Source organism: Citrobacter sp. MNAZ 1397, from assembly GCF_023613995.1.
GTDB classification, from domain to species: domain Bacteria; phylum Pseudomonadota; class Gammaproteobacteria; order Enterobacterales; family Enterobacteriaceae; genus Phytobacter; species Phytobacter ursingii.
The window spans coordinates 534,562-559,561 of record NZ_JAKIVH010000001.1; the positions used below are offsets into that span (position 1 = coordinate 534,562).

Genomic DNA, 25,000 nt, shown 5'->3' on the forward strand with positions numbered 1-25,000 from the left:
TCAAAAAGAATGCTCGTCCTGGGTGCAGAATAAGCAGACATATCAAGTTTCCTCACACCGTTTTCTGCGCCGACTTACTGATACCATGGTAAGGAAAACGGGTTTATCGTTTACAAGACTTCTCCGTGGCTTTATCCTGATCCGGGATTAACAAACGTTAATCACAACTTATTGATTTTATTTGACTCGGGGTGCCCCTTTTCACGAAGGGCTGAGAAATACCCGTATTACCTGATCTGGATAATGCCAGCGTAGGGAAGTCAGATGCCTGCCCGGCATCCCTTCTTCACGCCGGGCAGGAGCGAATCGATGCAACCTGACCTGCTTCACCGTGCGCAAATCGCGCAAATTCTTCAGCAATTTCGTAAACATACGCCGCTCGTTCACTGCATGACTAACGACGTGGTGCAGACCTTTACGGCCAATGTCCTGCTGGCGCTGGGGGCGTCCCCGGCGATGGTGATTGACCGCGACGAAGCACAGCAATTTGCCGCCATTGCGGACGCGCTGCTGATTAATGTCGGCACGCTGACCCGCGAACGCGCCGATGCGATGCAGACGGCCATTTTAAGCGCCACCGCCGCGCGTAAGCCCTGGACGCTGGATCCGGTTGCCGTCGGAGCATTAACTTTTCGCAGCGATTTTTGTCGCGAGCTTCTGGCTTTGCAGCCTGCTGCCGTGCGCGGTAATGCTTCGGAAATTATGGCGCTCGCCGGGATGAGTGCCGGAGGACGTGGTGTGGACACCACCGATACCGCGATTGCCGCGCTGCCTGCGGCCCAGGCGCTGGCCCGCCAGACGGGGGCCATTGTTGCGGTGACCGGCGAGGTGGATTACATCACCGATGGTCTTCGTACCCTGCGCGTGACGGGCGGCGATCTGCTGATGACCCGCGTGGTGGGGGCAGGCTGTGCATTGTCGGCAGTGGTAGCCGCCTGTTGCGCCTTGCCGGGCGATCGCCTGTATAACGTGGCGGCGGCGTGCGCGTTTATGGCTCAGGCGGGCAGTCTGGCAGTGGCGACCACACGCGGACCTGGCAGTTTTATTCCTGCGTTTCTCGACGCCCTCTATGCGCTTCATGGGGAGGTACTGGCATGAAGCGGATCAACGCATTGACTATTGCCGGAACGGACCCCAGTGGTGGGGCGGGTATTCAGGCGGATCTGAAAACCTTTTCTGCGCTGGGCGCCTATGGCTGCTCGGTCATTACCGCGCTGGTGGCGCAAAATACTCGCGGCGTACAGTCGGTCTATCGTATTGAGCCCGATTTTGTCGCCGCACAGCTGGATTCGGTGTTCAGCGATGTACGCATTGATACGACTAAAATCGGCATGCTGGCGGAAACAGATATCGTGGAAGCGGTGGCGGAGCGCTTGCGCCGCTACCAGGTGCAAAATGTGGTACTCGATACCGTCATGCTGGCAAAAAGCGGCGACCCGCTGCTTTCCCCTTCGGCGGTAACGGCGCTGCGACAACATCTGTTGCCGCAGGTGTCGTTGATTACCCCCAATCTGCCCGAGGCCGCCGCGCTGCTGGATGCCCCTCACGCCCGCAACGAACGCGAGATGCATGAACAGGGTCAAGCGCTGCTGGCACTGGGATGCGAAGCGGTGCTTATAAAAGGCGGGCATCTGGATAATGATGAAAGTCCGGACTGGCTGTTTACCCGTAATGGCACCGAGCGTTTCACCGCACCCCGTATAAAAACCAAAAATACCCACGGCACGGGCTGTACGCTGTCGGCCGCCCTGGCGGCATTGCGTCCACGTCATGCGGACTGGGCTTCAACGGTCAATGAAGCCAAGCGCTGGCTGTCGGCGGCACTGGCCCAGGCAGACACGCTGGAAGTGGGGCAGGGCATCGGCCCGGTACACCATTTTCATCAGTGGTGGTGAGGGAGCGGTTCCCGGATGGCGATCAGGCTACGCGTAATACTTCACCCGGCTCAGCGCAGCGCCAGCCGGGTAGGGGGACCGGGGGAAAAATATTGAGCGCCGCACAGCGGTAAACCACAACCCGAAACGTGCCAGCAGAAAATGCTGAAAAATGGCGTTATGGTGGCAAGCCTCGACAATCGGTACCAGGCTTATTTTGCCCATTCATCGGGTCAGGACAAACCATATCCGCCTTCGTGCGGAGCTTACGGGAGTATAGCGATGACTGATATTGTGCAGTTACTAGGCAACGATGCCGACACCCTTTTACAACACCGTTGCACGACCATTGCGGCCGACCAACTCTACCTGCCGGGAGAGGATTACGTCACCCGTGTAATGATGGATAACAACCGTCCGCCAGCGGTGCTGCGTAACATGCAGACGTTGTATAACACCGGGCGACTCGCCAAAACCGGTTATCTGTCGATTTTGCCCGTTGACCAGGGTATCGAGCACTCAGCCGGGGCATCGTTTGCTGCCAACCCGCTCTATTTCGATCCCAAAAACATCGTTGAACTGGCCATTGAAGCCGGGTGTAACTGTGTGGCTTCCACCTATGGCGTGCTGGCCTCCGTGTCGCGCCGTTACGCGCACCGTATTCCGTTCCTGGTTAAGCTTAACCACAACGAAACCCTGAGCTACCCCACAGAATATGACCAGACGCTCTACGCCAGCGTCGATCAGGCGTTTAACATGGGGGCCGTTGCCGTTGGTGCAACCATCTATTTTGGCTCTGAGGAGTCTCGCCGCCAGATTGAAGAAATTTCTGCCGCCTTTGAGCGTGCCCATGAGCTGGGGATGGTGACGGTGCTGTGGGCTTACCTGCGCAATCCGGCATTCAAAAAAGATGGCGTGGATTACCATGTTTCCGCCGACCTGACCGGCCAGGCAAACCATATTGCGGCAACCATCGGTGCGGACATCGTCAAACAAAAAATGGCGGAAAACAATGGCGGCTACAAAGCGGTAAATTTCGGTTATACCGATGAACGTGTCTACAGCAAGCTGACCAGTGATAACCCTATCGATCTGGTACGCTACCAACTGGCGAACTGCTACATGGGACGTGCCGGATTAATTAACTCTGGCGGTGCAGCGGGCGGCGATACTGATTTAAGCGATGCGGTGCGTACGGCAGTTATTAACAAGCGTGCGGGCGGCATGGGCCTGATTCTTGGCCGTAAGGCGTTTAAAAAATCGATGGCTGACGGTGTGAAATTAATCAATGCCGTTCAGGACGTTTATCTCGATAAGAAAGTCACTATCGCATAAAACACGCATCCCTCTGCGCAAGGCGGGGAGGGATGCGCTTTTCACTTCTCTTCGTGCAAATATCTTCTTGCGGCAATCACTGGCTCTTTTTTACCAGCCGATCGCCGTCAATCTACTGTAAGGCTTAACGCAGCAGCGGGCAGTCAGGCGGAAGACGGCATTTCAACGCGCCAGGCAAAATGTTAATACTGAAATGCTGCCCGGTGAGTGGCTCGCCGTCCAGATTGAAGGTGATATCGTGCGGCGCACTTACCTCAAACCAGGCAGATTTACCGTCAATGATATGCGGATTGTCTTCCGGCTGGGTGAGAGTAGTGAACAGCGCGGGCAGGATCTCATCGCCCGTGAAAATGCGCAGTTGCAGCAGGCCGTCATTAATGAGGGCGTCCGGGCATAGCTGCTGTCCGCCGCCTGCCTGGCGTCCGTTACCCATGCCAATCACCAGCGCGTCGCCCTGCCAGTGGAAATCCTCGCCCTTGATTTCACAGCGGTCCGGTTTAAGCGTGTCCATGCGCATCAGGCCGTGAATGATGTAAGAGACGCCACCCAGCGCGGCTTTCAGTTTCTCTGGCGTTTCGGTGGTAATGCGTGTGCCGAATCCGCCGGTAGCCATATTGATAAAACAGGTTTTGTCATTCACTTCGGCGATATCGATGGGCACCGCTTTGCCCACGATAGCGAGTTGCAGCGCTTTATCCAGAGTCTCCGGGATGCCCGCGCTGGTGGCAAAGTCGTTCGCGGTGCCTAAAGGCAGAATCCCCAGTACGGGTGTGTGGTCGCTCTCACTGTGTACCAGCGCGCTGGCGACCTCATTGATGGTGCCATCGCCACCGCCTGCAATCACGGTTTCGACGCCAAGCGCAATGGCTTCTGCCACATAACGTTCGGCATCGCCTTTTTCCCAGGTGACGCGTACCTGAATGTCCATCCCTTCGCTGCGCAGGAGATGAATGGCCTCGCGCAACATGTCGTCACCCGCACTTTTACCGTTGAGGATCAATAAACTGCCTGGAAAATTGCTCATCCTTTTCGCTCTTCGAAAATACCATGAGCAAAGTGTATCTCACGACCGGAAAGCGCGCCTGGAAGGTTGGGAAAAAGGGGAGATAAAAAAATCAGCCTGCGTAAGGGAGATTACGCAGGCTAAGGAGGTGGTTCCTGGTACAGCTAGCATTTATGGGTTATGTTTTTCAGCGATGAGGATAATACCCATAATAACCGCAACGGTATGTGATCCGATTCTAAGATTCTTGTCGAGTGAAAAAATAACCCAGGTTAATTACTTAGCGTGCGGATTTCGCGTGGTCTGTCCAGTGAAATTGCGCATCAGCAGTGCATACTCCAGCATCACATCCTGGGGAACCGGCATCCAGATGGTATAACCGTCTCCTGGCGCAACCTCCATGGCTTCGCCTTTGGCATTCTCCATATGTTCCAGGGTGAAGTTAACGTTGCCCTGCGGCGTCATCAGCTCAAGGCTGTCGCCGACGAGAAACTTGTTTTTCACCGCTACGGCCGCCAGCTCGCCGTTACGCTCGCCGGTAAACTCGCCGACAAACTGCTGCCGCTCAGAAACGGAGTAACCATACTCGTAGTTCTGGTAATCGTCGTGAGTGTGGCGACGCAGAAAGCCTTCGGTATAGCCACGGTGCGCCAGCCCTTCAAGGGTTTCTAACAGGCTGGTGTCAAACGGTTTGCCTGCGGCTGCATCATCGATGGCCTTGCGATAGACCTGTGCAGTGCGGGCACAGTAGTAAAAGGATTTGGTGCGGCCTTCGATTTTCAGCGAGTGGACGCCCATTTGTGTCAGGCGCTCAACGTGGGCGATAGCGCGCAGGTCTTTGGAGTTCATGATGTAGGTGCCGTGCTCATCTTCGAACGCAGTCATGTACTCGCCCGGACGCTGGGCCTCTTCAATCATAAACACTTTGTCCGTTGGCGCGCCGATACCCAACGTCGGCTCAACGTTTTGCACCGCAATCGGCTCGTATTTGTGCACGATATTGCCGACGTCATCTTCTTTGCCTTCCTGAACGTTATATTCCCAGCGGCAGGCGTTGGTGCAGGTCCCCTGGTTCGGGTCGCGTTTGTTGATATAGCCGGAGAGCAGGCAGCGGCCGGAATAGGCCATGCACAGCGCGCCGTGGACGAAAATTTCGATTTCCATGTCCGGCACCTGGGCGCGTATTTCGGCGATTTCATCAAGCGACAGTTCGCGAGAGAGGATCACGCGGGTCAGCCCCATCTGTTTCCAGAATTTCACCGTCGCCCAGTTTACGGCGTTCGCCTGCACGGACAGGTGAATATCCATCTCCGGGAAGTGCTCGCGCACCAGCATTATCAGGCCTGGGTCCGACATAATCAGCGCATCCGGCCCCATATCCACCACGGGTTGCAAATCGCGAATGAACGTTTTCAGCTTGGCGTTGTGCGGCGCGATATTCACCACGACGTAGAATTTTTTACCGAGGTCATGGGCCTCGTTAATGCCTTTTTGCAAATTCTCGTGGTTGAATTCGTTATTACGTACACGCAGCGAGTAACGCGGCTGGCCCGCATAAACGGCATCGGCGCCATAAGCGAAAGCGTAACGCATATTTTTCAGCGTTCCCGCCGGGGAGAGGAGTTCCGGTTTAAACATGATGTTCTCGTTCTGATGACAGGTCAGATTCGCCTCACCTGGTGAGGCGGCTGGGGAGATCCCATAAATTTAGGGCGGGAATTGTAGCCTCTGCGAAGGGGAGAGTAAATCGTGTTATTCCACTCGCATATAGTGCCCGCTGGCGCTGACATTATGCCCGAACCCGCACTGTTCAGGCTGGTCGGTCTGCAGATCCAGCCCGTTGGGGACCACGGTAAGGCTGATATCACAGTGGATATAATCCTCCTCACGCAGCGCGATGACGCCTTTGTTCTCTTTAAGCTGTACCGGCTCGCTGAATTCGCCCATGTTCGGCCCACTCCATAGCCCCATCATGCCGAAGTAGTAGCCCTCAAAATCCGCTTTGTAGAAATTCGCGGTTTTTTCTGCTTTCAGGGTCAGGGTATTCCATGCGCCCATGCCTGCATACTGCCAGTAAACCCCGGCAGGTGAGGCAGGAACAGGCAGCGCCGCCAGCTTGTCTTTTATCAGTCCAAGGTTGTAAATCGATTTGGGATCATCCGGGGCGATGCTCAACCAGGCGCTGGCTTTGCGATAGTCGCCCAGGCGAATCAGGGCCAGGGCGACATTGTTGTAAGCGGTGGCGAGAAACTTATCGTCAAGGCGGCAGGTTTCGCCCCAGGCGACCTGCAGTACAAAGGCATCCTGTGCTTTCGCATACTGGCGGGCTTTATAAGCCGCTTCGCCCTGTTGAACGTAGCCAGGAACTTTTGCGCATTCGGCGGCGAGTGCCTTATCGCTATCATCTGCGTGGGCAAGACAGGGCAGAAGCACGAGCGCGCATAGTGCCGGACGTATAAAAGACATAACACATTCCTTATGAAGTTTTTGCACGAAAGAACATTATGCCAGACGGCAGGCATCCGCTTCCCAACGATAACCCACCCCATAGACAGCGCGGATGAACGACTGTTCTTCATCCAGCGATTCCAGCTTACGGCGCAGGTTTTTGATATGGCTGTCGATAGTGCGATCCGTCACCACGCGGTAATCGTCATACAGGTTATTGAGCAACTGTTCGCGCGAAAAGACCTTCCCCGGTTCGCTGGAGAGGGTTTTCAGCAGACGAAATTCCGCAGGCGTTAAATCCAGCGGTTTGTTGCGCCAGCTTGCCTGGAAACGACCCTCATCGACGATAAGTGGGCTTTCTGCATCCAGCGCCTGTATTTCACGCTGTGGCTTACAGCGGCGCAGGATTGTTTTCACCCTCGCCACCACTTCGCGCGGGCTATAGGGTTTGCAGATGTAGTCATCGGCACCAATTTCCAGCCCCAGCAGGCGGTCGATCTCTTCAATTTTTGCCGTCACCATAATGATGGGAATATTGGAAAAACGACGAATTTCACGGCACAGTGTCAGTCCGTCGGTGCCGGGGAGCATCAGATCCAGCAGGATCAGGTCCGGCGGCGTCTGGCGCACATACGACAGTACCTGATCGCCATGGTTAATCAGCGACGGCGCGTAACTGGCCGCACGCAGATAATCAATCAGCAACTGACCCAGCTTTGGCTCGTCTTCCACGATCAAAATGCGTGGGGTATTTTCATCAATAGGTAACTCAGTCATACGTTTCTCGCTATGTCCCGTTCCAGGGGTAATTCAACTTTAATGCTAACCCCGCCAAAAGGCGAATGCGCGGCGCGGACCTTGCCGCCGTGGGCTTCGACAATATTCAGGCAGATGGCCAGACCTAAGCCAGAGCCACCGCTGGCGCGGTTGCGCGAACCTTCGGTGCGATAAAAGCGTTCAAATAATCTGCCTAACTGCAGATCGCTCACGCCTGGGGCGCTATCGGCAAAATCAATGACCAGCGTATTGCCCTCCGGTGTGGCGGAGAGGTGCATACCGCCGCCACTGTCGGTATAACGCAGGCTGTTTTCCAGTAAATTGTTGAAGAGTTGCATCAGCCGGTCCGGGTCGCCGAAGACCACCGCGCTGTCCGGTAACGTCATCGTGATAGTCAGGTTACGGCTGGCAAAACGCTCGCGAAATGCCCCGGCGGCCACTTCCAGTAATGAAACCACATCCACGGGCCTTTTCTGGTACGCCAGCGCGCCTTCATCCGACATGGACAACTGGTGCAAATCATCAACCAGTTTGGTTAAGGTGGCCACTTCCGCCTGCAACGACGCCACCGACTCCGGCGTAAATTGTCGTACCCCATCCTGAATGGCTTCCAGCTCGCCGCGCAGCACCGCCAGGGGGGTACGCAACTCATGGGAGATATCCGCCATAAAATCACGGCGCATCTGCTGATTCTTCTCAAGCGTACTGGCAAGCTGATTAAAGTCCTGCGCCAGCTTGCCCAGTTCATCCTGACTGCCAGGGTTAACGCGGGTGGAGAAATCCCCGGCCGCCAGCTTGTGGGTACCATCGACTAACCGTTTTACCGGCGCGAGCAGGCCGCGAGCCAGCGGGAAGGTTGCCAGCGCGGCCAGCAGGGTAGAGAGCGCGACAATCAGCCAGCTTGTGCGTCGCTGCTGACGGTCAAAGTTAATATCGGTATTACGCGTAAGGCGCTCCACCGGCGAGGCGATGACCCAGCCAACAGCCTGGCCATTAACGGTAATGGCCCGCCGTGTACCGTCGGTCGGTAGCGGGCTACGCGGCCCAACAAGCACGTCCCCCGAGGCATCAGTCACCCAAAATTGTGTCCGCCAGCCGTGGGGCGGCATGCCGTTGCCCGGTTCAGGCGGTGGGCCAGGTGGCGGGCCTGGCGGCGGCTCATGTTCGTGGTTATCACCACGCTCCTGCCCCGGACCACCAGGTCCGCCTTCACGCTCATTGTCACGCTCGAATGACCGCAGGATCTGGAAGATAAAGCGGTCGTTATTGCGTAAAAAAACCCAGTCGCCATGCTGTGCATATTGTTCACTGAGGGCATCGCTGAGCAATTGCAGACGCTGTTCGTTGCCGCGTTTAATGTAGTCGATAAAACCCCGTTCGAAACTGACGCGCACCGCCCAGTGCATACTGATAAGCAGCACGATACAGGTGGCGAAAATAGCCAGAAAGAGCTTCGCGGTAATACCGGGTCGCCAGATTTTCATGATTGACTCCTGTTGCGCCGGGAAATGACCACGTTCTGACTGACATCATTCGGGACTCGGGCAAAGATAAAGGCAGGCAGGGCGATGATGAAAGCCATGCACAGGTAGGTATAGAGAAAGACGTGATGAGCCACGCCGCTGTCGACGGACAAATTGTGCTGGCCGAACAGCCCGAGTAACAGTCCTGCGACGGTGACGCCAATACTCATCGAAAGCTGCATAATCATCGATAACAGGCTGTTGCCGCCACTGGCCAGTTCATCGGGCAGGTCTTTCAACGTCAGGGTATTCATGGAGGAAAAGCGCATGGAGTTGATCATGCCCTGCGCGAACAGCACAAAGGGCAACAGGGCGTACCAACCCATCAGCGCGGTCCCCATAAACAGCAGGCTGACGGCGGCAAGGCCCAGCGTTGAACAGACCAACGCACGACGGTAGCCGAAGCGGTTGACTAACTGAACCACAATGCGTTTCATGCCCATACTGCCAATGACCATCGGAATCATCATTAACCCGGCATGAAACGGCGAAAACCCCAGACCAATCTGCAAAAAGACCGGCGTCATAAAGGGCAGCATGCCGCTGCCAATGCGCCCGGCAAAACTGCCGAGCAGGCCAAGGGAGAATGACGGTGTACGAAACAGACGCAGATTAAACAGCGCTCCCGCATTCCCTTTGGCATGCAGCAGATAGATAACAATCGCCAGCACGCCGCCCGCCACCAGAAGGCCGAGTAGCAGCGGTGAAATCCCCAGCCCTTTTTGCCCGTCAAGCGCCAGCGTCAGCGTTGCCATTCCCGATGCCAGTAGCAAAAAGCCAAAGATATCAAAACGACGAGTTTGTAAGGTGTAGTTCGGCATTAACCACAGGGTGGCTATCGCCCCCACCACGCCAACGGGCAGGTTAATGAGGAAGATCCAGTGCCAGGAGGCATACTCCACCAGTATACCGCCTAACGCCGGACCGAGCAGTGGGCCCACCTGGCCGGGCAGGGTGACAAAGGTCATAGCCGCCATGTATTGATCGCGCGGGACAATTTTCATCACCGTCAGCCTGCCGACAGGCACCATCATCGCGCCGCCAACGCCCTGTAATACGCGGGCCATCACCAGTTCATTAAGCGTGTTGGCCTGGGCGCAAAACAGTGAGCCCAGAGTAAAAAGAATGATGGCGGTAAAAAAGATATTACGTACCCCGACGCGATCCGCCAGCCAGCCACTGGCAGGCAGCATGATGGCAACCGTCAGTACGTAGGAGACCACCACCATATGCATATGTAGCGGGCTTTCTCCCAGACTTCGCGCCATGGAGGGCAGTGCGGTGTTGACAATCGTGGTGTCCAGCGACTGCATAAAGAAGCCAAATGCCACAATCCACAATTGCCAACGCACATTTTTCGGTAGTTCTGTCACTCTGTTACAGGCTCTCTGCGTTTACGGGCAACCCGGCGTTGCAGGCGGTCAAAGAACAGATAGACCACCGGCGTGGTATACAGTGTCAGCAATTGACTCATGACCAGACCGCCAACAATGGTTATCCCCAGCGGCTGGCGCAGCTCGGAACCGTCGCCACCCGAAATCACCAGCGGAAGCGCGCCAAACAGCGCCGCCAGCGTGGTCATCATAATGGGTCTGAAACGCAGCAGACAGGCCTGGAAAATCGCCTCTTCCGCGTTCAGATTTCCCTTCCGTTGGGCTTCAAGCGCAAAATCCACCATCATGATGGCATTCTTTTTCACGATACCAATCAAGAGCATAATGCCAATTAATGCAATCAGACTGAATGGCGCGCCAAACAGCTCCAGCGCCAGTAGCGCCCCGACGCCCGCGGAGGGCAGCGTCGAGAGGATCGTCAGCGGATGCACGTAGCTCTCATAAAGAATGCCCAGCACGATATAGACCGTCGCGATGGCGGCGATGATCAGGATCACCTGCGAGTTCATAGTTTGTTGAAAGACCTGTGCGGTCCCGGCGAAACTGCCGCGTACGGTCGAGGGCACGCCCAATTGGGTCATGGCGCGGTCAATCGCATCACTCGCTTCGGATAGCGACATCCCTGTTGGCAGGTTGAAGGAAATCGTGGACGCCGCCGACAGTCCCTGATGGTTGACCGCCAGCGGCGCGTTCGCCGGTTGCCAGCGGGCAAAATAGGACAGCGGAATCGGTTTACCCTCGTTATTAATGACAAACATCTTATCCAGCGCGCTAATGTCCTGGGTATAGCGTCGATCGACTTCCATCACTACTTTGTACTGGTTGAGCGGCTGGTAGATGGTGGAAATCTGCCGCTGACCGAAGGCGTTATTGAGCAGGCTGTTGGCCTCCTGCACGTTGATCCCCAGGCGCGACATACTTTCGCGATCGTAAGTCAGGTTCATCTCCGCGCCGTTGTCCTGCTGGTCGGAGTTAACGTCCGCCAGCTCCGGCAAAGAGGCGAGCGCTTTACGGATTTTCGGCTCCCACTCGCGCAGGGCGCTCAGATCGTCGGAGAGTAGCGTGTACTGGTAACTGGCATTGGACTGTCGTCCACCGACGCGGATATCCTGGACGGCCACCAGAAAAAGACTGGCCCCCGGCTCTTTTGCCAGCTTCCCGCGCAGCCGGTCAATCACTTGCTGGGCGGTTTCATTGCGAACATTGCGCGCTTTAAGGGTGATAAACATCATGCCGCTGTTGACCCGCGACCCACCGGTAAAGCCGGTCACGTTATCCACGGCGGGATCGTCGCGGATGATCTTCATAAAGTCCTGTAACTTAATGCGCATCGCCTGGAACGAAATACTCTGGTCCGCCTGAATACCGCCCATCAGGATGCCTGTATCCTGCTCCGGAAAGAAGGTTTTCGGAATGGTGATATACATCCAGATATTCAGCGCGATGGTGGCAATCAGTACCACCCCTACCAGCCGCGCGTGGTTTAACACCCATTTAAGCGATTTTGCATAGGCACGCTGCAGGCTGAGAAGCAAACGGCCAATGCCCCGGTTACGCGTGGTGGTCGGGGCTTTGCGGCTACGCAGCAACCAACCGCACATCATTGGCGTCAGGGTAAGCGAGATAGCCAGCGAAATGCCGATGGCCACCGAAAGCGTGACGGCAAACTCCCGTAGCAGGCGCCCTGGCAGCCCTTCCATCAGCAATAACGGCAAGAAAACCGCCACCAGCGAGATACTCATGGAGAGCACCGTAAAGCCAACTTCGCGCGTTCCCTGTAGCGCCGCCTGCAGCGGTTTCATTCCGGCTTCCAGGTGACGGGAGATATTCTCCAGCACCACGATGGCATCATCGACGACGAAACCGGTGGCGATGGTCAGCGCCATCAGCGAGAGGTTATTGAGGCTAAAGCCGCACAGGTACATAGCGGCGAAAGTCCCAATCAGCGACACCGGGACCGCCACCGCGGGAATAAGCGTCGCCCGTCCGGAACGCAGGAAAAGGAAGACAACCAGGATAACCAGCGCGACAGAGATCACCAGCGACTGCTCCACTTCGGCGAGGGAGGCACGGATGGTGGGTGAGCGATCCTGGGCGATTTGCAGGTCAATGGCCGCCGGAATGGTCTTTTGCAACTCGGGCAGCCGAGCGCGGATGCTGTCGACGGTCTGAATGATATTGGCTTCCGGCAGTTTGCGGATCATCAGCAAAATAGCCGGTTTAGCGTTGGTCATCCCGGCGTTACGGATATCCTGAACGGAGTCGGTCACCGACGCGACATCACTCAGACGTACGGCGGCGCCATTATTGTAATGAATGATCAACGGCTGATAAGCGGCGGCAGTTTTCAGCGCGTCATTGGTCTGTACCTGCCAGCGGTGGGTCGCGTCTTCAATCGCCCCTTGTGGACGGCGAACGTTAGCCTGGTTGATAGCGGTGCGCACCGCATCCAGCGAGACGCCCTGATTAAACAAGGCCTGCGGGTTTAACCCAACACGCACGGCGGGTAGCGAACTACCGCCGATATCCACATCGCCAACGCCGTCGATCTGCGAGATGGTTTGCGCCAGTTGCGTAGAGGCGAAATCGTACAGCTCACCCTGCGAATAGGTATCAGAGGTGAGCGTCAGGATCATAATCGGTGCGGCAGACGGGTTGGCTTTGCGATAGGTCGGACGGCTTGGCATGCCGCTCGGCAAAAGGTTTTGCGCCGCGTTCAGCGCTGCCTGGACATCACGCGCCGCGCCGTTGATATCGCGGTTAAAGTTAAACTCCAGAATGATGCGTGTGCTGCCAAGCGAACTGGAGGAGGTCATTTCGTTAATCCCGGCGATTCGCCCGAGCGAGCGCTCCAGCGGCGTCGCCACCGACGAGGCCATGGTTTCCGGCGAGGCGCCTGGCAGCGAGGCGCTGACCATGATGACCGGGAAGTCCACCTGCGGCAGCGGGGCTACCGGCAACAGCCGGAAACCCAGGATGCCGCAGAGCGTGATGGCTATGGAGAGCAGTATTGTCGCCACCGGGCGGTAAATGAAGAGGGCAAAAAACTTCATTTACGCCTCCTCTTCACGGCGCGGGAAGCGGCGACGCAGAGAGAGCGCGAGTCGGTCGAAGAGCAGATAGATAACCGGGGTAGTAAACAGCGTCAGTACCTGGCTCACCATCAAACCGCCCACCATGCCAATCCCCAGTGGGCGACGCAATTCCGCCCCGACGCCGGTACTGAGCATCAGCGGCAACGCGCCCAGCAGTGCTGCCAGCGTGGTCATCAGGATAGGACGAAAACGCAACAGACAGGCCTGGAAAATGGCATCGCGTGGCGACATGCCCTCTTCACGTTCGGCGGCGAGGGCGAAGTCGATCATCATGATGGCGTTTTTCTTGACGATGCCAATCAGCAAAATAATGCCGATAATGGCGATAACGTCCAGTTCGCTCCCGGAGATAAGCAGCGCCAGCAGCGCGCCGACCCCCGCTGTTGGCAGCGTAGACAAAATGGTGACCGGGTGAATAAAGCTTTCATACAGCACGCCCAGCACGATATACATCGCCACCACGGCGGCAACGACCAGCCAGACAGTACTGCCGAGCGCGGCCTGAAACGCCAGAGTGCTGCCCTGGAACTGCGTAGTAATATCGGTCGGCAGGTTCAGCGTCTTCTCGCTGTCGATAATCGCCTGAACGGCGTCGCCCAGTGAGTGCCCCTCCGCCACATTAAAGGAGATGGTAGTAGACGGAAACTGGTCCAGATGGTTAATCGACAGCGGCGCGAAACGCTGCTCAACTTTGGCTATCGAACTCAGCGGCACGGTACCCCCGCCGCTGCTGGCAAGGCGAATATTATCCAGCGCTGCCAGCCCCGGCGTCTGTGCGGTGTTGTGTTCCAGCACCACGCGATACTGATTCGCCTGGGTATAGATCGTAGAAATCAGGCGCTGACCAAAGGCGTTATACAGGGCGTTGTCCACATCGGACATGCTAATCCCAAGGCGGCTGGCGCTGTCGCGATCCACATTGACATAGGCCACCAGCCCCTGATCCTGCCAGTCGCTGCTGACATCAGCGAGTTGCGGCAAGGCCTGCAATGTGCCCATCAACTGCGGCACCCATTCGCTCAGGGCCGTCAGCGAATTGGCCTGTAAGGTAAACTGATACTGCGTGCGGCTGACCGTGGTATCGATGGTCAAATCCTGCGTCGGTTGCAGATAGAGCGCTGCGCCCGGAATGTTCGCCACCGACTGTTGCAGGCGCTCGATGACCGTCGGCACCCGATCGTCACGTTCGCTGAGCGGTTTAAGGTTTATCTGTAGCCGCGCGCTGTTGAGCGCCGGGTTAGTACCATCGACGCCGACAAAGGTGGTCAAGCTTTGTACCGCCGGGTCTTTGAGCACGATATCCGCGACCTGGCGCTGGCGCTCGGCCATGCTGGCAAATGACGACGACTGCGGTGCTTGCAAGGTGCCCTGGATGATGCCGTTATCCTGCACCGGGAAGAAGCCTTTCGGGATCACAATCCACAGTAATATCGACAGCAGCAGGGTCGTGATGGCGACGCCCAGGGTCAGCCATGGATGGTTAAGCACTTTGGCGAGCAGTCGACCATACGCGGCGATCACGCGCTCGAAAAACCGCTCCGAGGCGCGGGAAAAACGGTTCTGCTTACGCAGCGACTCCGCGCTTAACATGCGGGCGCACATCATCGGCGTCAGGGTAAGCGACACAATCGCCGAGATTAAAATCGCCACCGCCAGGGTGACGGCAAACTCGCGGAACAGTCGCCCGACGATATCGCCCATAAACAGCAGCGGGATCAGCACCGCAATCAGCGAGAAGGTCAGCGAGATAATAGTAAAGCCTATCTCGCCAGCCCCTTTAAGCGCGGCGGCCAGCGGCTTCTCGCCTTTCTCGATGTAGCGCGAGATGTTCTCAATGACCACAATGGCGTCATCGACCACGAAACCGGTGGCGATGGTGAGCGCCATCAGCGTCAGGTTATTGATGGAAAAACCCAGGAACACCATGACTGCGAAGGTTCCCACCAGCGAGAGCGGTACAGCGACGCCCGGAATAATGGTGGCCGGGACATTGCGCAGGAACAGATAGATGATCATCACCACCAGCGCGATAGCCAGCATTAATTCGTACTGGGTATCGGAGACAGACGCGCGGATATTGGTGGTGCGGTCCGACAACACTTTCACTTCAACCGATTTCGGCAGGCTGCTGGTCAGTTGCGGCAACATGGCGCGGATACTGTCGGCGGTGTTGATGATGTTCGCGCCCGGCTGGCGCTGAACGTTCATGACAATGGCCTGCTGTTTGTTGGCCCACGCCCCCAGCCAGCTGTTTTCCGCCCCTTGTTCAACCGTTGCGATATCGCCTAAGCGGATGGGGGCGCCATTCTGATAGGCCACAATCAGACGCCGGTACTCCTCGGCGGATTGCATTTGGTCATTTGCGGACAGGGTGACCGCGCGGGCCGGGCCGTCGAGGCTCCCTTTGGCGGAGTTAACGTTCGCGTTGCTGATAGCGGTGCGGATCGTTTCGCTGGTCAACCCCAGCGCCGCTACCGCCTGCGCATTGAGTTTGACGCGCACAGCAGGGCGCTGGCCTCCGGCAAGCGTGACCAGGCCGACCCCCGATACCTGGGAGATTTTCTGCGCCACGCGGGTTTCCACCATGTCTTCTACCTGCGTCATTGGCATGGCGGAAGAGGTGACGGCCAGCGTCATGATCGGTGGATCTGCCGGATTAACTTTGCTGTATACCGGCGGGTTGGGCAAGTCGGAGGGCAGCAGACTATTGGCGGCGTTCATGGCCGCCTGCACTTCCTGCTCGGCGACATCAAGCGGCAGCGTCAACTGGAATTGCAAGGTCACCACCGAGGCGCCGCCGGAGCTTTGTGATGACATCTGCTTGAGGCCCGACATCTGACCAAACTGGCGTTCCAGCGGTGCGGTAATCGCCGACGTCACCACGTCCGGGCTGGCGCCGGGGTAGAGCGTCACCACCTGAATGGTGGGGTAGTCCACTTCCGGCAACGCGGAGACGGGCAGAAAGCGGTAGCCGATGATCCCGGCGAGCAAAATCGCCACCATCAACAGGGTGGTGGCGACAGGACGCATAATGAACAGGCGCGAAGGGCCGCCGGTTCTGCCTGGCGGAAGCAACTGCATCAGGACTGCGCTCCTTTCGACGGACGTTCACGTTTGGCGGGCATCTGGTCTGCGTTTTTGGCGTCGACCACTTCCACAGTCGCCCCTTCGGTCAGGCGATCAATCCCATCCGTTACCACGCGGTCACCGGCGGAAAGCCCGGCGGCAATCACCACTTTTTGACTGTCCTGAATACCCGGCGTCACCGTATGTTTGCTGACCTGGTTTTTATCGTTGAGCACCCAGACGAAGTTGCCTTCGTTGCCCATCTGCAGGGCGGCAGTCGGGATGACGACGGCATTCTGTTGGGTCGAGACGAGCATACGCGCATTCACAAACTGGTTCGGGAACAGGGTGTCATCCTGATTATCAAAACGGGCTTTTAGCTTGATAGTCCCTGTGGTGGCATCAATCTGGTTATCGAGGCTCAGAAGCGTACCGGTGGTCAGCTTCTGTTTGTTCGTACGGTCCCAGGCTTCAACGCTTAATGTTTGCCCGGCTTTTTGCGCCTTGATTACGGTGGCGATGTCATTTTCCGGCAGGGTGAATACCAGATCAATGGGGTGGGTCTGGGTCAATACCACAATACCGGTGGTATCGCTGCTGGAGATCTGATTGCCGATATCCACCAGCTTAAGGCCGACACGACCGTCGATAGGGGCGACAATGCGGCTCCAGTCGACCTGGAGTTGCGCGCTGGCGACAGACGCTTCATCGGCTTTGATGGTGCCCTGTGTTTCACTGACTAACGCCTGCTGCGTATCCAGATCCTGACGAGAGACAAGATTGGTTTTTACCAGTTGCTGATAGCGGGCGAGATCGCGCTGGGCGTTAGCAAGGGTGGCTTTATCTTTCGCCAGCTGTCCCTGCGCCTGCGCCAGTGCGACGTTGAATGCGCTGGGGTCAATTTCTGCGAGGAGATCGCCGGCTTTAACCTGCTGGCCTTCTTTAAAATGGATCGCCTGCAACTGCCCTGACACACGGCTACGTACCGTTACCGTATTGGCGGCCGTGACCGTCCCCAGGCCAGTAAGATATTGCGGAACCGCTTGTTGAGTCGCCGTTGCCGCCTGTACCGGCGGCAGCGCGCCACCGCGCATGCCATGACGGCCACCGCCCGCGCCAGGACGCTGCGTTTGCCCATTTGTTGCCCCGGCTGCAGGCGTTGTTTCCTTATGGCCGAACCCGTACCAGATAGCGGTAATACCTGCAATGACCACCACCGCTGCTATCACCAGGCGGGAAGACTTTCTGCCTTTCATCGTTATGCGTATCTCATCCAGAAACATTGCCTGAAATAATACTAGTTTAGTGAGCGCAGGCGTCAGAAAAATGGAGAGAATATGAAGTACTGTCTGGAAACGTCTGAGTGTGAATCTAATTTGCGTTAGGGCGATTTTTCAACGGGAAAATCTGCAATGTCTGCTTTTTGCGAACATATCACCAGGTTTCGGGGCGCTGATACGTAATGCCATACTCCAGCCTGCCTTCGCTTATACCGCAAGAGGCAAAATGATTTATCGGCTACCGCGTAACAAATTACTGTTTTCTTAATGCGCTATTCGTCGGGAAATTAACCCATTTCATGTGATGAAATAACCATCAAAGATGAGGGCTTATGGATTTTATTTATCTGAATTATTGGCTCCAGGAATCTGGATGTTAATGATTTGGCGTTGATGAGAGACAGGCAACTGTCATGCCTGATGCGTTTTACAGAAAGAAAGGATGCCCGCGTAAAACATGATGCGATTTACGCGAGCTTATTTAATGCTTAACGAAATACTACCTGCGCCCAGCGCGCCAGACCGGCGGTTACTGAGCCAAAATCGTCGCCACCGGCAATCGGAATACCCGGCAGAGCCTGTGACAGTGCGCGTTTGATAATCGGTGAGCGCGCGCTACCCCCGGTCAGGTAAATCACTTCCGGCGTCGTGTCGCTGCTTTCCAGCGCCAGTTGAACCTGCTCCAGAATACGCTGCAACGGCTGGTTCAGCGCCGCTTCCAGCCCGACCTGATCGATAGCGGTCGCCAGTTCTTTGCTGATAAACGGCAACTGCGCCTGGGTTTCCATCTGCCCGGAGAGGGCGATTTTGCTCTCTTCGGCGCTGCGCACCAGACGATAGCTTAAGCGCTGCTTCCACACCTTTTGCAGCAGGGCGACTTTATCCGCCTCGCGGGCATCGCGCACCAGATCGTTTAACAGACGGCCATTTGCCGCGCTGTAGAAATCGGTTTGCGCCGGTACATCGTTAATCGCGACGGCGTTCCACCATGGCAAAATGGGCAGGGCGATGCCTTTTTCGGTCTGTCCCCCCATACCCAGCAACGGCATCAGGTTTTTAAACGCCAGCGCGATATCCAGATCGTTACCGCCGACACGGCAACCGCTGTGGCCCAGCAGGCTGGTTTCACGATCCTGGCGGTTATGCCACTGTGGGCCCATCAGCAGTAAGGAACAGTCGGTTGTCCCGCCGCCGATATCCACCACCAGCACGCGTTTTTCTTCGCTCAGCGTGGCTTCAAAATCAAGCCCGGCTGCGACAGGCTCATACTGGAACACGACATCGCGAAAACCGGCGCGTTTTGCCGCGCGTTCAAGAATGCCCTGCGCCTGGGCATTGGCATCATCGCCACCCAGTCCCTGGAAGTTAATCGGACGACCAATAACCGCCTGGTCAATTGCCTGCGGAAGCTGTGATTCAGCCTGCTGGCGAATGTGCAGCATCATGGCGCAAACCAGATCTTCAAACAGGGCGATTTGCTGTGGCTTGAGCCCGTTTGCGCCCAGGAAGGATTTCGGCGATTTAACGAAGTAGACCTCTTCCGGGTCTTCCACATACTGGCGCAGCGAGTTCAGGCCGAACTGGACGCTTGACGCCTGGACGTCGATATCCTCTTCGCGGTTATAGCTTACGGCACGGCGCAACAGCGCCTGCGTTTCGCTCCCCGTTGCCGGGACATTGTGGTGACGATAGAGCCACTCACTCACCGCTTCGCGCGTTGGCGCGCAGAGCATCGACGGCAGCAATGTGCTGTCGTTTTCCATTTTTAACAGTCGTGGAGTGTCTTCCTGCATAACGGCGACCGAGCAGTTGGCGGTGCCGTAATCAAAACCTACAAACACGTGTTTATCCCCATGCCAGTGAAGAAGGGGGGCGACTTTAGCCGAATGCGCGCGGCAGGACAACTGGAATATCAAAGCAAAGCGCAAAATCACGAATGCGTATATGCTCTTAGCCGGTGATGACAGGAGATGGTATGTACACACTGCGCTGGCAGCCGCCCTATGACTGGGCATGGATTCTGGATTTTTTACGCTTGCGTACGGTCGCGGGCGTTGAAGTGATTACGCAGACTACGTACACCCGATCATTTGCTCTTGGCGGGTATCGCGGTGTGATTACCGCTGCGCCGGATATGACTGCATCAACCCTTAACGTTACGCTGAGTGAAGGGCTGCTACCGGTGGCTGATCTCTGTTTGCAGCGACTTAGCCAGCTTTTTGATCTCGACTGCACGCCACAGATAATTACAGAAGCGTTAGGGGATGTGGGTGCCGCACGGCCCGGCCTGCGGCTTCCTGGCTGCATGGACCCGTTTGAACAGGCGGTCCGCGCGATTTTAGGCCAGCTGGTGAGCGTGGCGATGGCGGCAAAGCTGACTTCCCGCGTAGCGGCCCTGTACGGCGACAGGCTCGATGAACAGTTCGTTCTGTTCCCGCAACCATTGCAACTGGCGCAGGCCGATCCGCTGGCGCTTAAAGCATTAGGTATGCCGGTAAAGCGGGCGGAATCGCTTATCTTTCTCGCACAGTCGGTGCTGGACGGGACCTTTCCCCTGACGATGCCGGATGACGTAGAACGTGGGATGAAAGCGCTACAAACTTTTCCGGGGATTGGCCGTTGGACGGCCAACTATTTCGCCCTTCGCGGCTGGCAGGCGAAAGATGTGTTCCTGGCGGATGATTATCTGATTAAGCAGCGTTTTGCCGGGATGACGCCCGCGCAGATTCGCCGCTACGCTGAGCGCTGGCAGCCATGGCGTTCTTACGCGTTGCTGCATATCTGGTATACCGAGGGCTGGCAGCCACATCTCACGGTTAGTTAATAGCGAAATAGCTGGTGTTGAGCATGATATCCAGCGGCTGAGGCTGCGAAATGGTGTCGCCGAAGATCAAATCGATGCCAATACCGGAGAGCGTATCCATCATCATCGGCTGGTTTGTTGGCCCGGCAATGCTCTTTAGGCCCAGACGCTGAGCATGGCCCTGAATAATCGTCACCATCATTTCATCCATCAGGTTGCCATGAACATTTGTCACCAGCTCCTGGTCGAGCAAAAGGTAATCGGCGGTGTGCGGCGTAAGGTGGTTGAAGATTTCCAGGTCATGACCAATGTGGCTCAGGATGATACGGCAGCCCGCATGGCGTAGTTTTTTCAGGTTATCGATAATCTCTTTGCCCTGACGCATAAGGGCATCGGCATTGATCATCAGATGCAGCAGGCGACCCGGCATCGGGCCGCGCTCCAGCAGGTCCAGCACCTCTTCTACCAGTTTGCTATTGGAAAGCCCGGCAGCAGAGAACGGTAATGCAACACCCAGCCCTTTCGCCGCAACGGCGGTGGCGTGGTTACGGAAAAACTCATGGAATACGCGGCGGTCAAGAGCACGGATCAACTCCGGCTCGTTTAACCCGGCACGGAAAGCGCGCTCCTCCATCGCTTCGCCTTCGCTGGTCCACAGGCGCAGAGAGAGCAGCCAGAAATTGCAGGTTTCCGGTACGCGCGGCGAGGCGACGCAGCGGGCAATCATCATGATGTGATTGTCTTTGATCATCCGCCACTGTTCTTCCAGCGACATCTTGCTGCGTTCCTGGAGCATCTGTCCCTGCAGCGCTTCGTAGACCGTCACCAGTCCGCGACCATTATTTTTCGACGCATAGCAGGCAATGTCGGCCTGCGACATGACTTCCGAGGCCTGGTGGTTGGTTTCATCAATAATGGTGATCCCGGCACTCGCGCCGATACGGTGCATGCGGCCTTCCCACATAAAGTGGTAGTCGTTAATCGCCTCAATAATGCGCCCGGAAATATAGCGCGCGCTTTCGACATTGCAGTCCGGCAACAGCAGGCCGAACTCATCGCCGCCCAGACGGGCCAGGATATCGGTAGAGCGCAACATGCTCAGCATCAGTGAGGAGAGCTCGCGAAGCAGAGCATCGCCAGCGGCATGCCCGGCGGTATCGTTCACCGCTTTGAAGCGATCGAGATCGATAAACACTAATGCATGACGCTGGTGTAACTCCTGCACGCTTTTCAGCAGACGCTTAAGGTGGGTTTCGAAATTAACGCGGTTCGCCAGATGTGTCAGGGCATCGTGAGAGGCACTGTAGCTGAGCTGGCGCAACATCTTACGCGACTCAGTGACATCCTGAATCACCAGTACGAAGCCAATATTTTGCCCGTCCAGGGTGCTCAGCGGCGTCACGCTGTAGTGGATATCATATGTACCGCCGGTACGGCAGTGGAGTACCACGTCCTGCTCGATGGCGGTGCGCGACATATCGCCGCTGTGAATGTTTTCCATCGCCGGGCCGCTTTCACCAAAGGTAATACGCAGCACGTTCAGCAGCGGCTGCGACATGGCCTGGTCCTGCGACCAGCCGCTCATTTTCTCGGCGACCGGGTTCATAAAGGTGACGTTCATATCAACGTCAGTACAGAGTACCGCTTCACCGATGGAGTCCAGGGTGATATGCAAGCGCTCCTTTTCCTGAAACAGCGCTTCGTTGAGTTGCTTCACCTCGGTCATATCCATATTGACGCCAAGCAAGCGTTCCACTTCGCCATTGCGGTTAAGTACCCGGTTGGCGAGCGTACGGATATGACGAATGCCATCTTTTACGGCAATACGAAACTCGAGTTTAAAGGCGATCCGCGACATCAACGAGTCGCGAATAATACGTTCGGTCTCTTCCCGGTCCTCAGGTAAAATCCGTTCATACCAAAGTTGCCAGGTCGGTTTGATGTGCGACGGCACCTCATACAGTTCGAACATACGCTTGTCCCAACTGATGATATCCGGCTCCAGTTCCCACTCCCAGATACCGATCCCCCCGGCTTCGTTCGCCAGCGTGATACGCTCCATCAACCGTTTATTGACCCACTCAGTCTGTTTCAGATCGTTAATATCTTCGACCTGGGCGATAAAATAACGCGGCGAGCCGTCCGCATGGCGTACTACCGACACTGCCAGCAGCGCCCAGACCAAATCGCCGCTTCGGGTGTAATAGCGCTTTTCCTGCGAGTAGGTGTTAATTTCCCCGCGAACTAACAGGTCCAACTGCTCAAGGTCTTTATTCAGGTCTTCTGGCCAGGTAAGCTGCTGGAAGGTCATTAGCCGCAATTCGTCCTGGGTGTAGCCGAGAAAATTACACAGGGCTTTGTTGGCCTGTAACCATTGCCCGTCGATACCCACCAGCGCCATCCCGATGGCGGAATATTCCATCGCATTACGGAAGCGCTCTTCGCTTTCGCTAATATGTTTACGTTCAGCCCGGAAGGCATACATCACCATTGTCATGACGTTAGCGGGCAGCAGGATCATCAAAAACGGCAGCCATGGCGCGTTCAACATCACACTGGTTTTTGGCGTGACGGGCACCAGCGGATTGGCCGCCACAACCAGCGATACCATCATTACGGTAATCAGAAAGATAAGGAACGCTTCCATACGCGGCAGACGGATGGCGCTCCACATCAGCAGCACGATCACCGCAGTAAACGGCCAGGGCAGATAGTTCATCGCCAGCCAGCTCAGGCCGAGCGTCACGGCCAGGGTTGCCAGCGTTTCGAGAAGCAATTGTCGCTTGCGGTGGCGCAGCAGATAGTGCGGCTTAAAAAGAATACCAACCGGAACCAGCGCCAGCGCGCCAATGGCCTCCGAGAGGAACCAGAGCATAAAAGTGCGCACGAGATTGTCTGTGGGGACTATCAGGCAAACTAACGTCCCGCCCAGCAGGGGAGGGATGAGTGCGCTACCGATAGCCAGCCGTATCCAGTCGTTCAGATTTTGTAGCGGGTTATACCAGGGCAAAAATTTACGCAGTAGCATTGCCCCGGTCACCGCTTCGATAACATTGATGACGGTATACCAGAGATTCAGTGTGCTTGCCGGGAACATCACCATGGTCGCCGCGACACTGCCGACTGAACAGACCACAGCGATGCCTGGCCACATCTTTCCCGCGTGGCGATAAAACGCCACCATCATCAGAGCGGAGGGAAACCATAGCGGCGAGAGGTGAGTTCCGAAGTGGGTCAGTTCCAGCGAGAATAATGAAAAGATGAACGACAACAGCCCCAAACTGAACAGACGCAGTATAAGGTTAGGGGTGGCCATCAAGACTCGCTGATTTTGTTTCATCATTACCGCTTAATCCGCAATCCCTACATTGTCAGGAACGGCGTCCGGACGAGTTAATTATGAGTTCGGATTATGCTAGTACAAACAATTTACAATTCCTATGCCGTCCGCTCAGAATTTGACATCATAATGTTATTAATTACTTAGTTTCCGGGAAAAAGCCAACAAGCGCTGTTAATTTGAACGTTCTGATTTGCGTAAAGGTGGATTTTGCGTCATAAGCACAAGGCTTTTTTGCCGAACGGCGTACTGGACGTATTCGACTGGTATCATGGACGCGAAATCCCTATAATTGCCGCGTTTGACGCTCAGGCGTCGTCCTTCCTTTACATCCAGGTTAATCAGGTCGCTAAATTTATGACTGATAAGTCACATCAGTGCGTCATTATCGGCATCGCCGGCGCATCGGCTTCAGGTAAAAGTCTTATTGCCAGCACGCTTTATCGTGAACTTCGTGAGCAGGTGGGTGATGAGCATATCGGCGTTATTCCAGAAGACAGTTACTATAAAGATCAAGGCCATCTGTCGATGGAAGAGCGTGTCAAAACCAACTATGACCATCCAAGCTCCATGGATCATAGTCTGCTGTTCCAGCATCTGCAGATGCTAAAAAGCGGCCAGGCCATTGAATTACCGGTCTACAGTTATGTCGAACATACCCGTACGCCGGAAACTATCCACATCGAACCGAAAAAAGTCATCATTCTTGAAGGTATTCTGCTGCTGACCGATGCGCGCCTGCGTGATGAAATGAATTTTTCTATCTTCGTTGATACCCCGCTGGATATCTGCCTGATGCGCCGTATCAAACGTGATGTGAACGAACGTGGCCGTTCAATGGACTCGGTGATGGCACAATATCAGAAGACCGTTCGTCCGATGTTCCTGCAGTTTATTGAGCCGTCCAAGCAGTATGCCGATATCATCGTGCCGCGCGGTGGTAAAAACCGTATCGCGATTGATATTCTGAAAGCCAAAATCAGCCAGTTTTTTGAATAATACATGATAGGCTGTACCCTTTAGTTTACTTTGCTTTGCCCCTGAATTGTCAGGGGCGTCATG

Annotated in this window: 16 protein-coding genes and 1 riboswitch; of the genes, 5 read left to right on the forward strand and 11 right to left on the reverse strand. The window is 56.0% G+C overall.

Going from position 1 to position 25,000, the window contains the following annotated elements:
- Positions 1-177: 177 nt before the first annotated feature.
- Positions 178-275, forward strand: a riboswitch (TPP riboswitch).
- 34 nt (positions 276-309) lie between these two features.
- The 3 genes from thiM (at position 310) to fbaB (ending at position 3,209) form a co-directional block, all read left to right on the forward strand.
- A complete protein-coding gene (gene thiM, locus L2097_RS02290; protein ID WP_250352041.1) occupies positions 310-1,098 on the forward strand; it encodes a hydroxyethylthiazole kinase in 789 nt (262 codons plus the stop codon).
- Positions 1,095-1,895, forward strand: a complete 801-nt coding sequence (gene thiD, locus L2097_RS02295; RefSeq protein ID WP_047369583.1) for a bifunctional hydroxymethylpyrimidine kinase/phosphomethylpyrimidine kinase — start codon at positions 1,095-1,097, stop codon at positions 1,893-1,895. The genes thiM and thiD overlap by 4 nt, the downstream gene beginning before the upstream one ends.
- A 261-nt stretch (positions 1,896-2,156) precedes the next feature.
- Positions 2,157-3,209, forward strand: coding sequence for a class I fructose-bisphosphate aldolase (fbaB, locus tag L2097_RS02300; protein WP_250352042.1), 1,053 nt, complete (start codon positions 2,157-2,159; stop codon positions 3,207-3,209).
- A 124-nt stretch (positions 3,210-3,333) separates the two neighbouring features.
- Here the strand turns inward: fbaB and yegS are convergent, their stop codons facing one another.
- From yegS to yegD, 10 genes are all read right to left on the reverse strand, one after another.
- Complete coding sequence (yegS, locus tag L2097_RS02305; RefSeq protein WP_047369585.1) at positions 3,334-4,233, reverse strand: lipid kinase YegS; 900 nt, start codon at positions 4,231-4,233, stop codon at positions 3,334-3,336.
- 255 nt (positions 4,234-4,488) lie between these two features.
- On the reverse strand, positions 4,489-5,850 hold the full coding sequence (trhP, locus tag L2097_RS02310; RefSeq protein ID WP_047369586.1) for a prephenate-dependent tRNA uridine(34) hydroxylase TrhP: 1,362 nt from the start codon (positions 5,848-5,850) through the stop codon (positions 4,489-4,491).
- Between the two features lie 114 nt (positions 5,851-5,964).
- Positions 5,965-6,678, reverse strand: a complete 714-nt coding sequence (locus tag L2097_RS02315; RefSeq protein ID WP_250352043.1) for a tetratricopeptide repeat protein — start codon at positions 6,676-6,678, stop codon at positions 5,965-5,967.
- Positions 6,679-6,714: 36 nt separating this feature from the next.
- On the reverse strand, positions 6,715-7,437 hold the full coding sequence (gene baeR / locus L2097_RS02320; RefSeq protein ID WP_085005295.1) for an envelope stress response regulator BaeR: 723 nt from the start codon (positions 7,435-7,437) through the stop codon (positions 6,715-6,717).
- Complete coding sequence (gene baeS, locus L2097_RS02325; protein ID WP_250352044.1) at positions 7,434-8,921, reverse strand: envelope stress sensor histidine kinase BaeS; 1,488 nt, start codon at positions 8,919-8,921, stop codon at positions 7,434-7,436. The genes baeR and baeS overlap by 4 nt, the downstream gene beginning before the upstream one ends.
- Positions 8,918-10,333 (reverse strand): MFS transporter, encoded by a 1,416-nt coding sequence (locus L2097_RS02330; RefSeq protein WP_047369590.1) that lies wholly within the window; start codon positions 10,331-10,333, stop codon positions 8,918-8,920. Before L2097_RS02330 ends, baeS begins: the two co-directional genes overlap by 4 nt.
- The gene (mdtC, locus tag L2097_RS02335; RefSeq protein WP_250352045.1) at positions 10,330-13,407 is read right to left on the reverse strand and encodes a multidrug efflux RND transporter permease subunit MdtC; all 3,078 of its coding nucleotides are present in this window, start codon (positions 13,405-13,407) and stop codon (positions 10,330-10,332) included. The genes L2097_RS02330 and mdtC overlap by 4 nt, the downstream gene beginning before the upstream one ends.
- Complete coding sequence (locus L2097_RS02340; protein ID WP_250352046.1) at positions 13,408-16,530, reverse strand: MdtB/MuxB family multidrug efflux RND transporter permease subunit; 3,123 nt, start codon at positions 16,528-16,530, stop codon at positions 13,408-13,410.
- A complete protein-coding gene (locus L2097_RS02345; protein WP_047373218.1) occupies positions 16,530-17,771 on the reverse strand; it encodes an MdtA/MuxA family multidrug efflux RND transporter periplasmic adaptor subunit in 1,242 nt (413 codons plus the stop codon). The genes L2097_RS02340 and L2097_RS02345 overlap by 1 nt, the downstream gene beginning before the upstream one ends.
- Positions 17,772-18,283: 512 nt before the next feature.
- Positions 18,284-19,636, reverse strand: a complete 1,353-nt coding sequence (yegD, locus tag L2097_RS02350) for a molecular chaperone (protein WP_047369593.1) — start codon at positions 19,634-19,636, stop codon at positions 18,284-18,286.
- 134 nt (positions 19,637-19,770) lie between these two features.
- Between yegD and alkA the strand changes: the two genes are divergently transcribed.
- Positions 19,771-20,619, forward strand: a complete 849-nt coding sequence (alkA, locus tag L2097_RS02355; protein ID WP_250352047.1) for a DNA-3-methyladenine glycosylase 2 — start codon at positions 19,771-19,773, stop codon at positions 20,617-20,619.
- Here alkA and L2097_RS02360 read toward each other — a convergent pair.
- Complete coding sequence (locus L2097_RS02360; protein WP_250352048.1) at positions 20,612-23,941, reverse strand: diguanylate cyclase; 3,330 nt, start codon at positions 23,939-23,941, stop codon at positions 20,612-20,614. The genes alkA and L2097_RS02360 overlap by 8 nt on opposite strands.
- A gap of 354 nt (positions 23,942-24,295) precedes the next feature.
- Here L2097_RS02360 and udk point away from each other — a divergent pair, with 354 nt between their 5' ends.
- Positions 24,296-24,937 (forward strand): uridine kinase, encoded by a 642-nt coding sequence (gene udk, locus L2097_RS02365; RefSeq protein WP_041852052.1) that lies wholly within the window; start codon positions 24,296-24,298, stop codon positions 24,935-24,937.
- Positions 24,938-25,000: the final 63 nt, after the last annotated feature.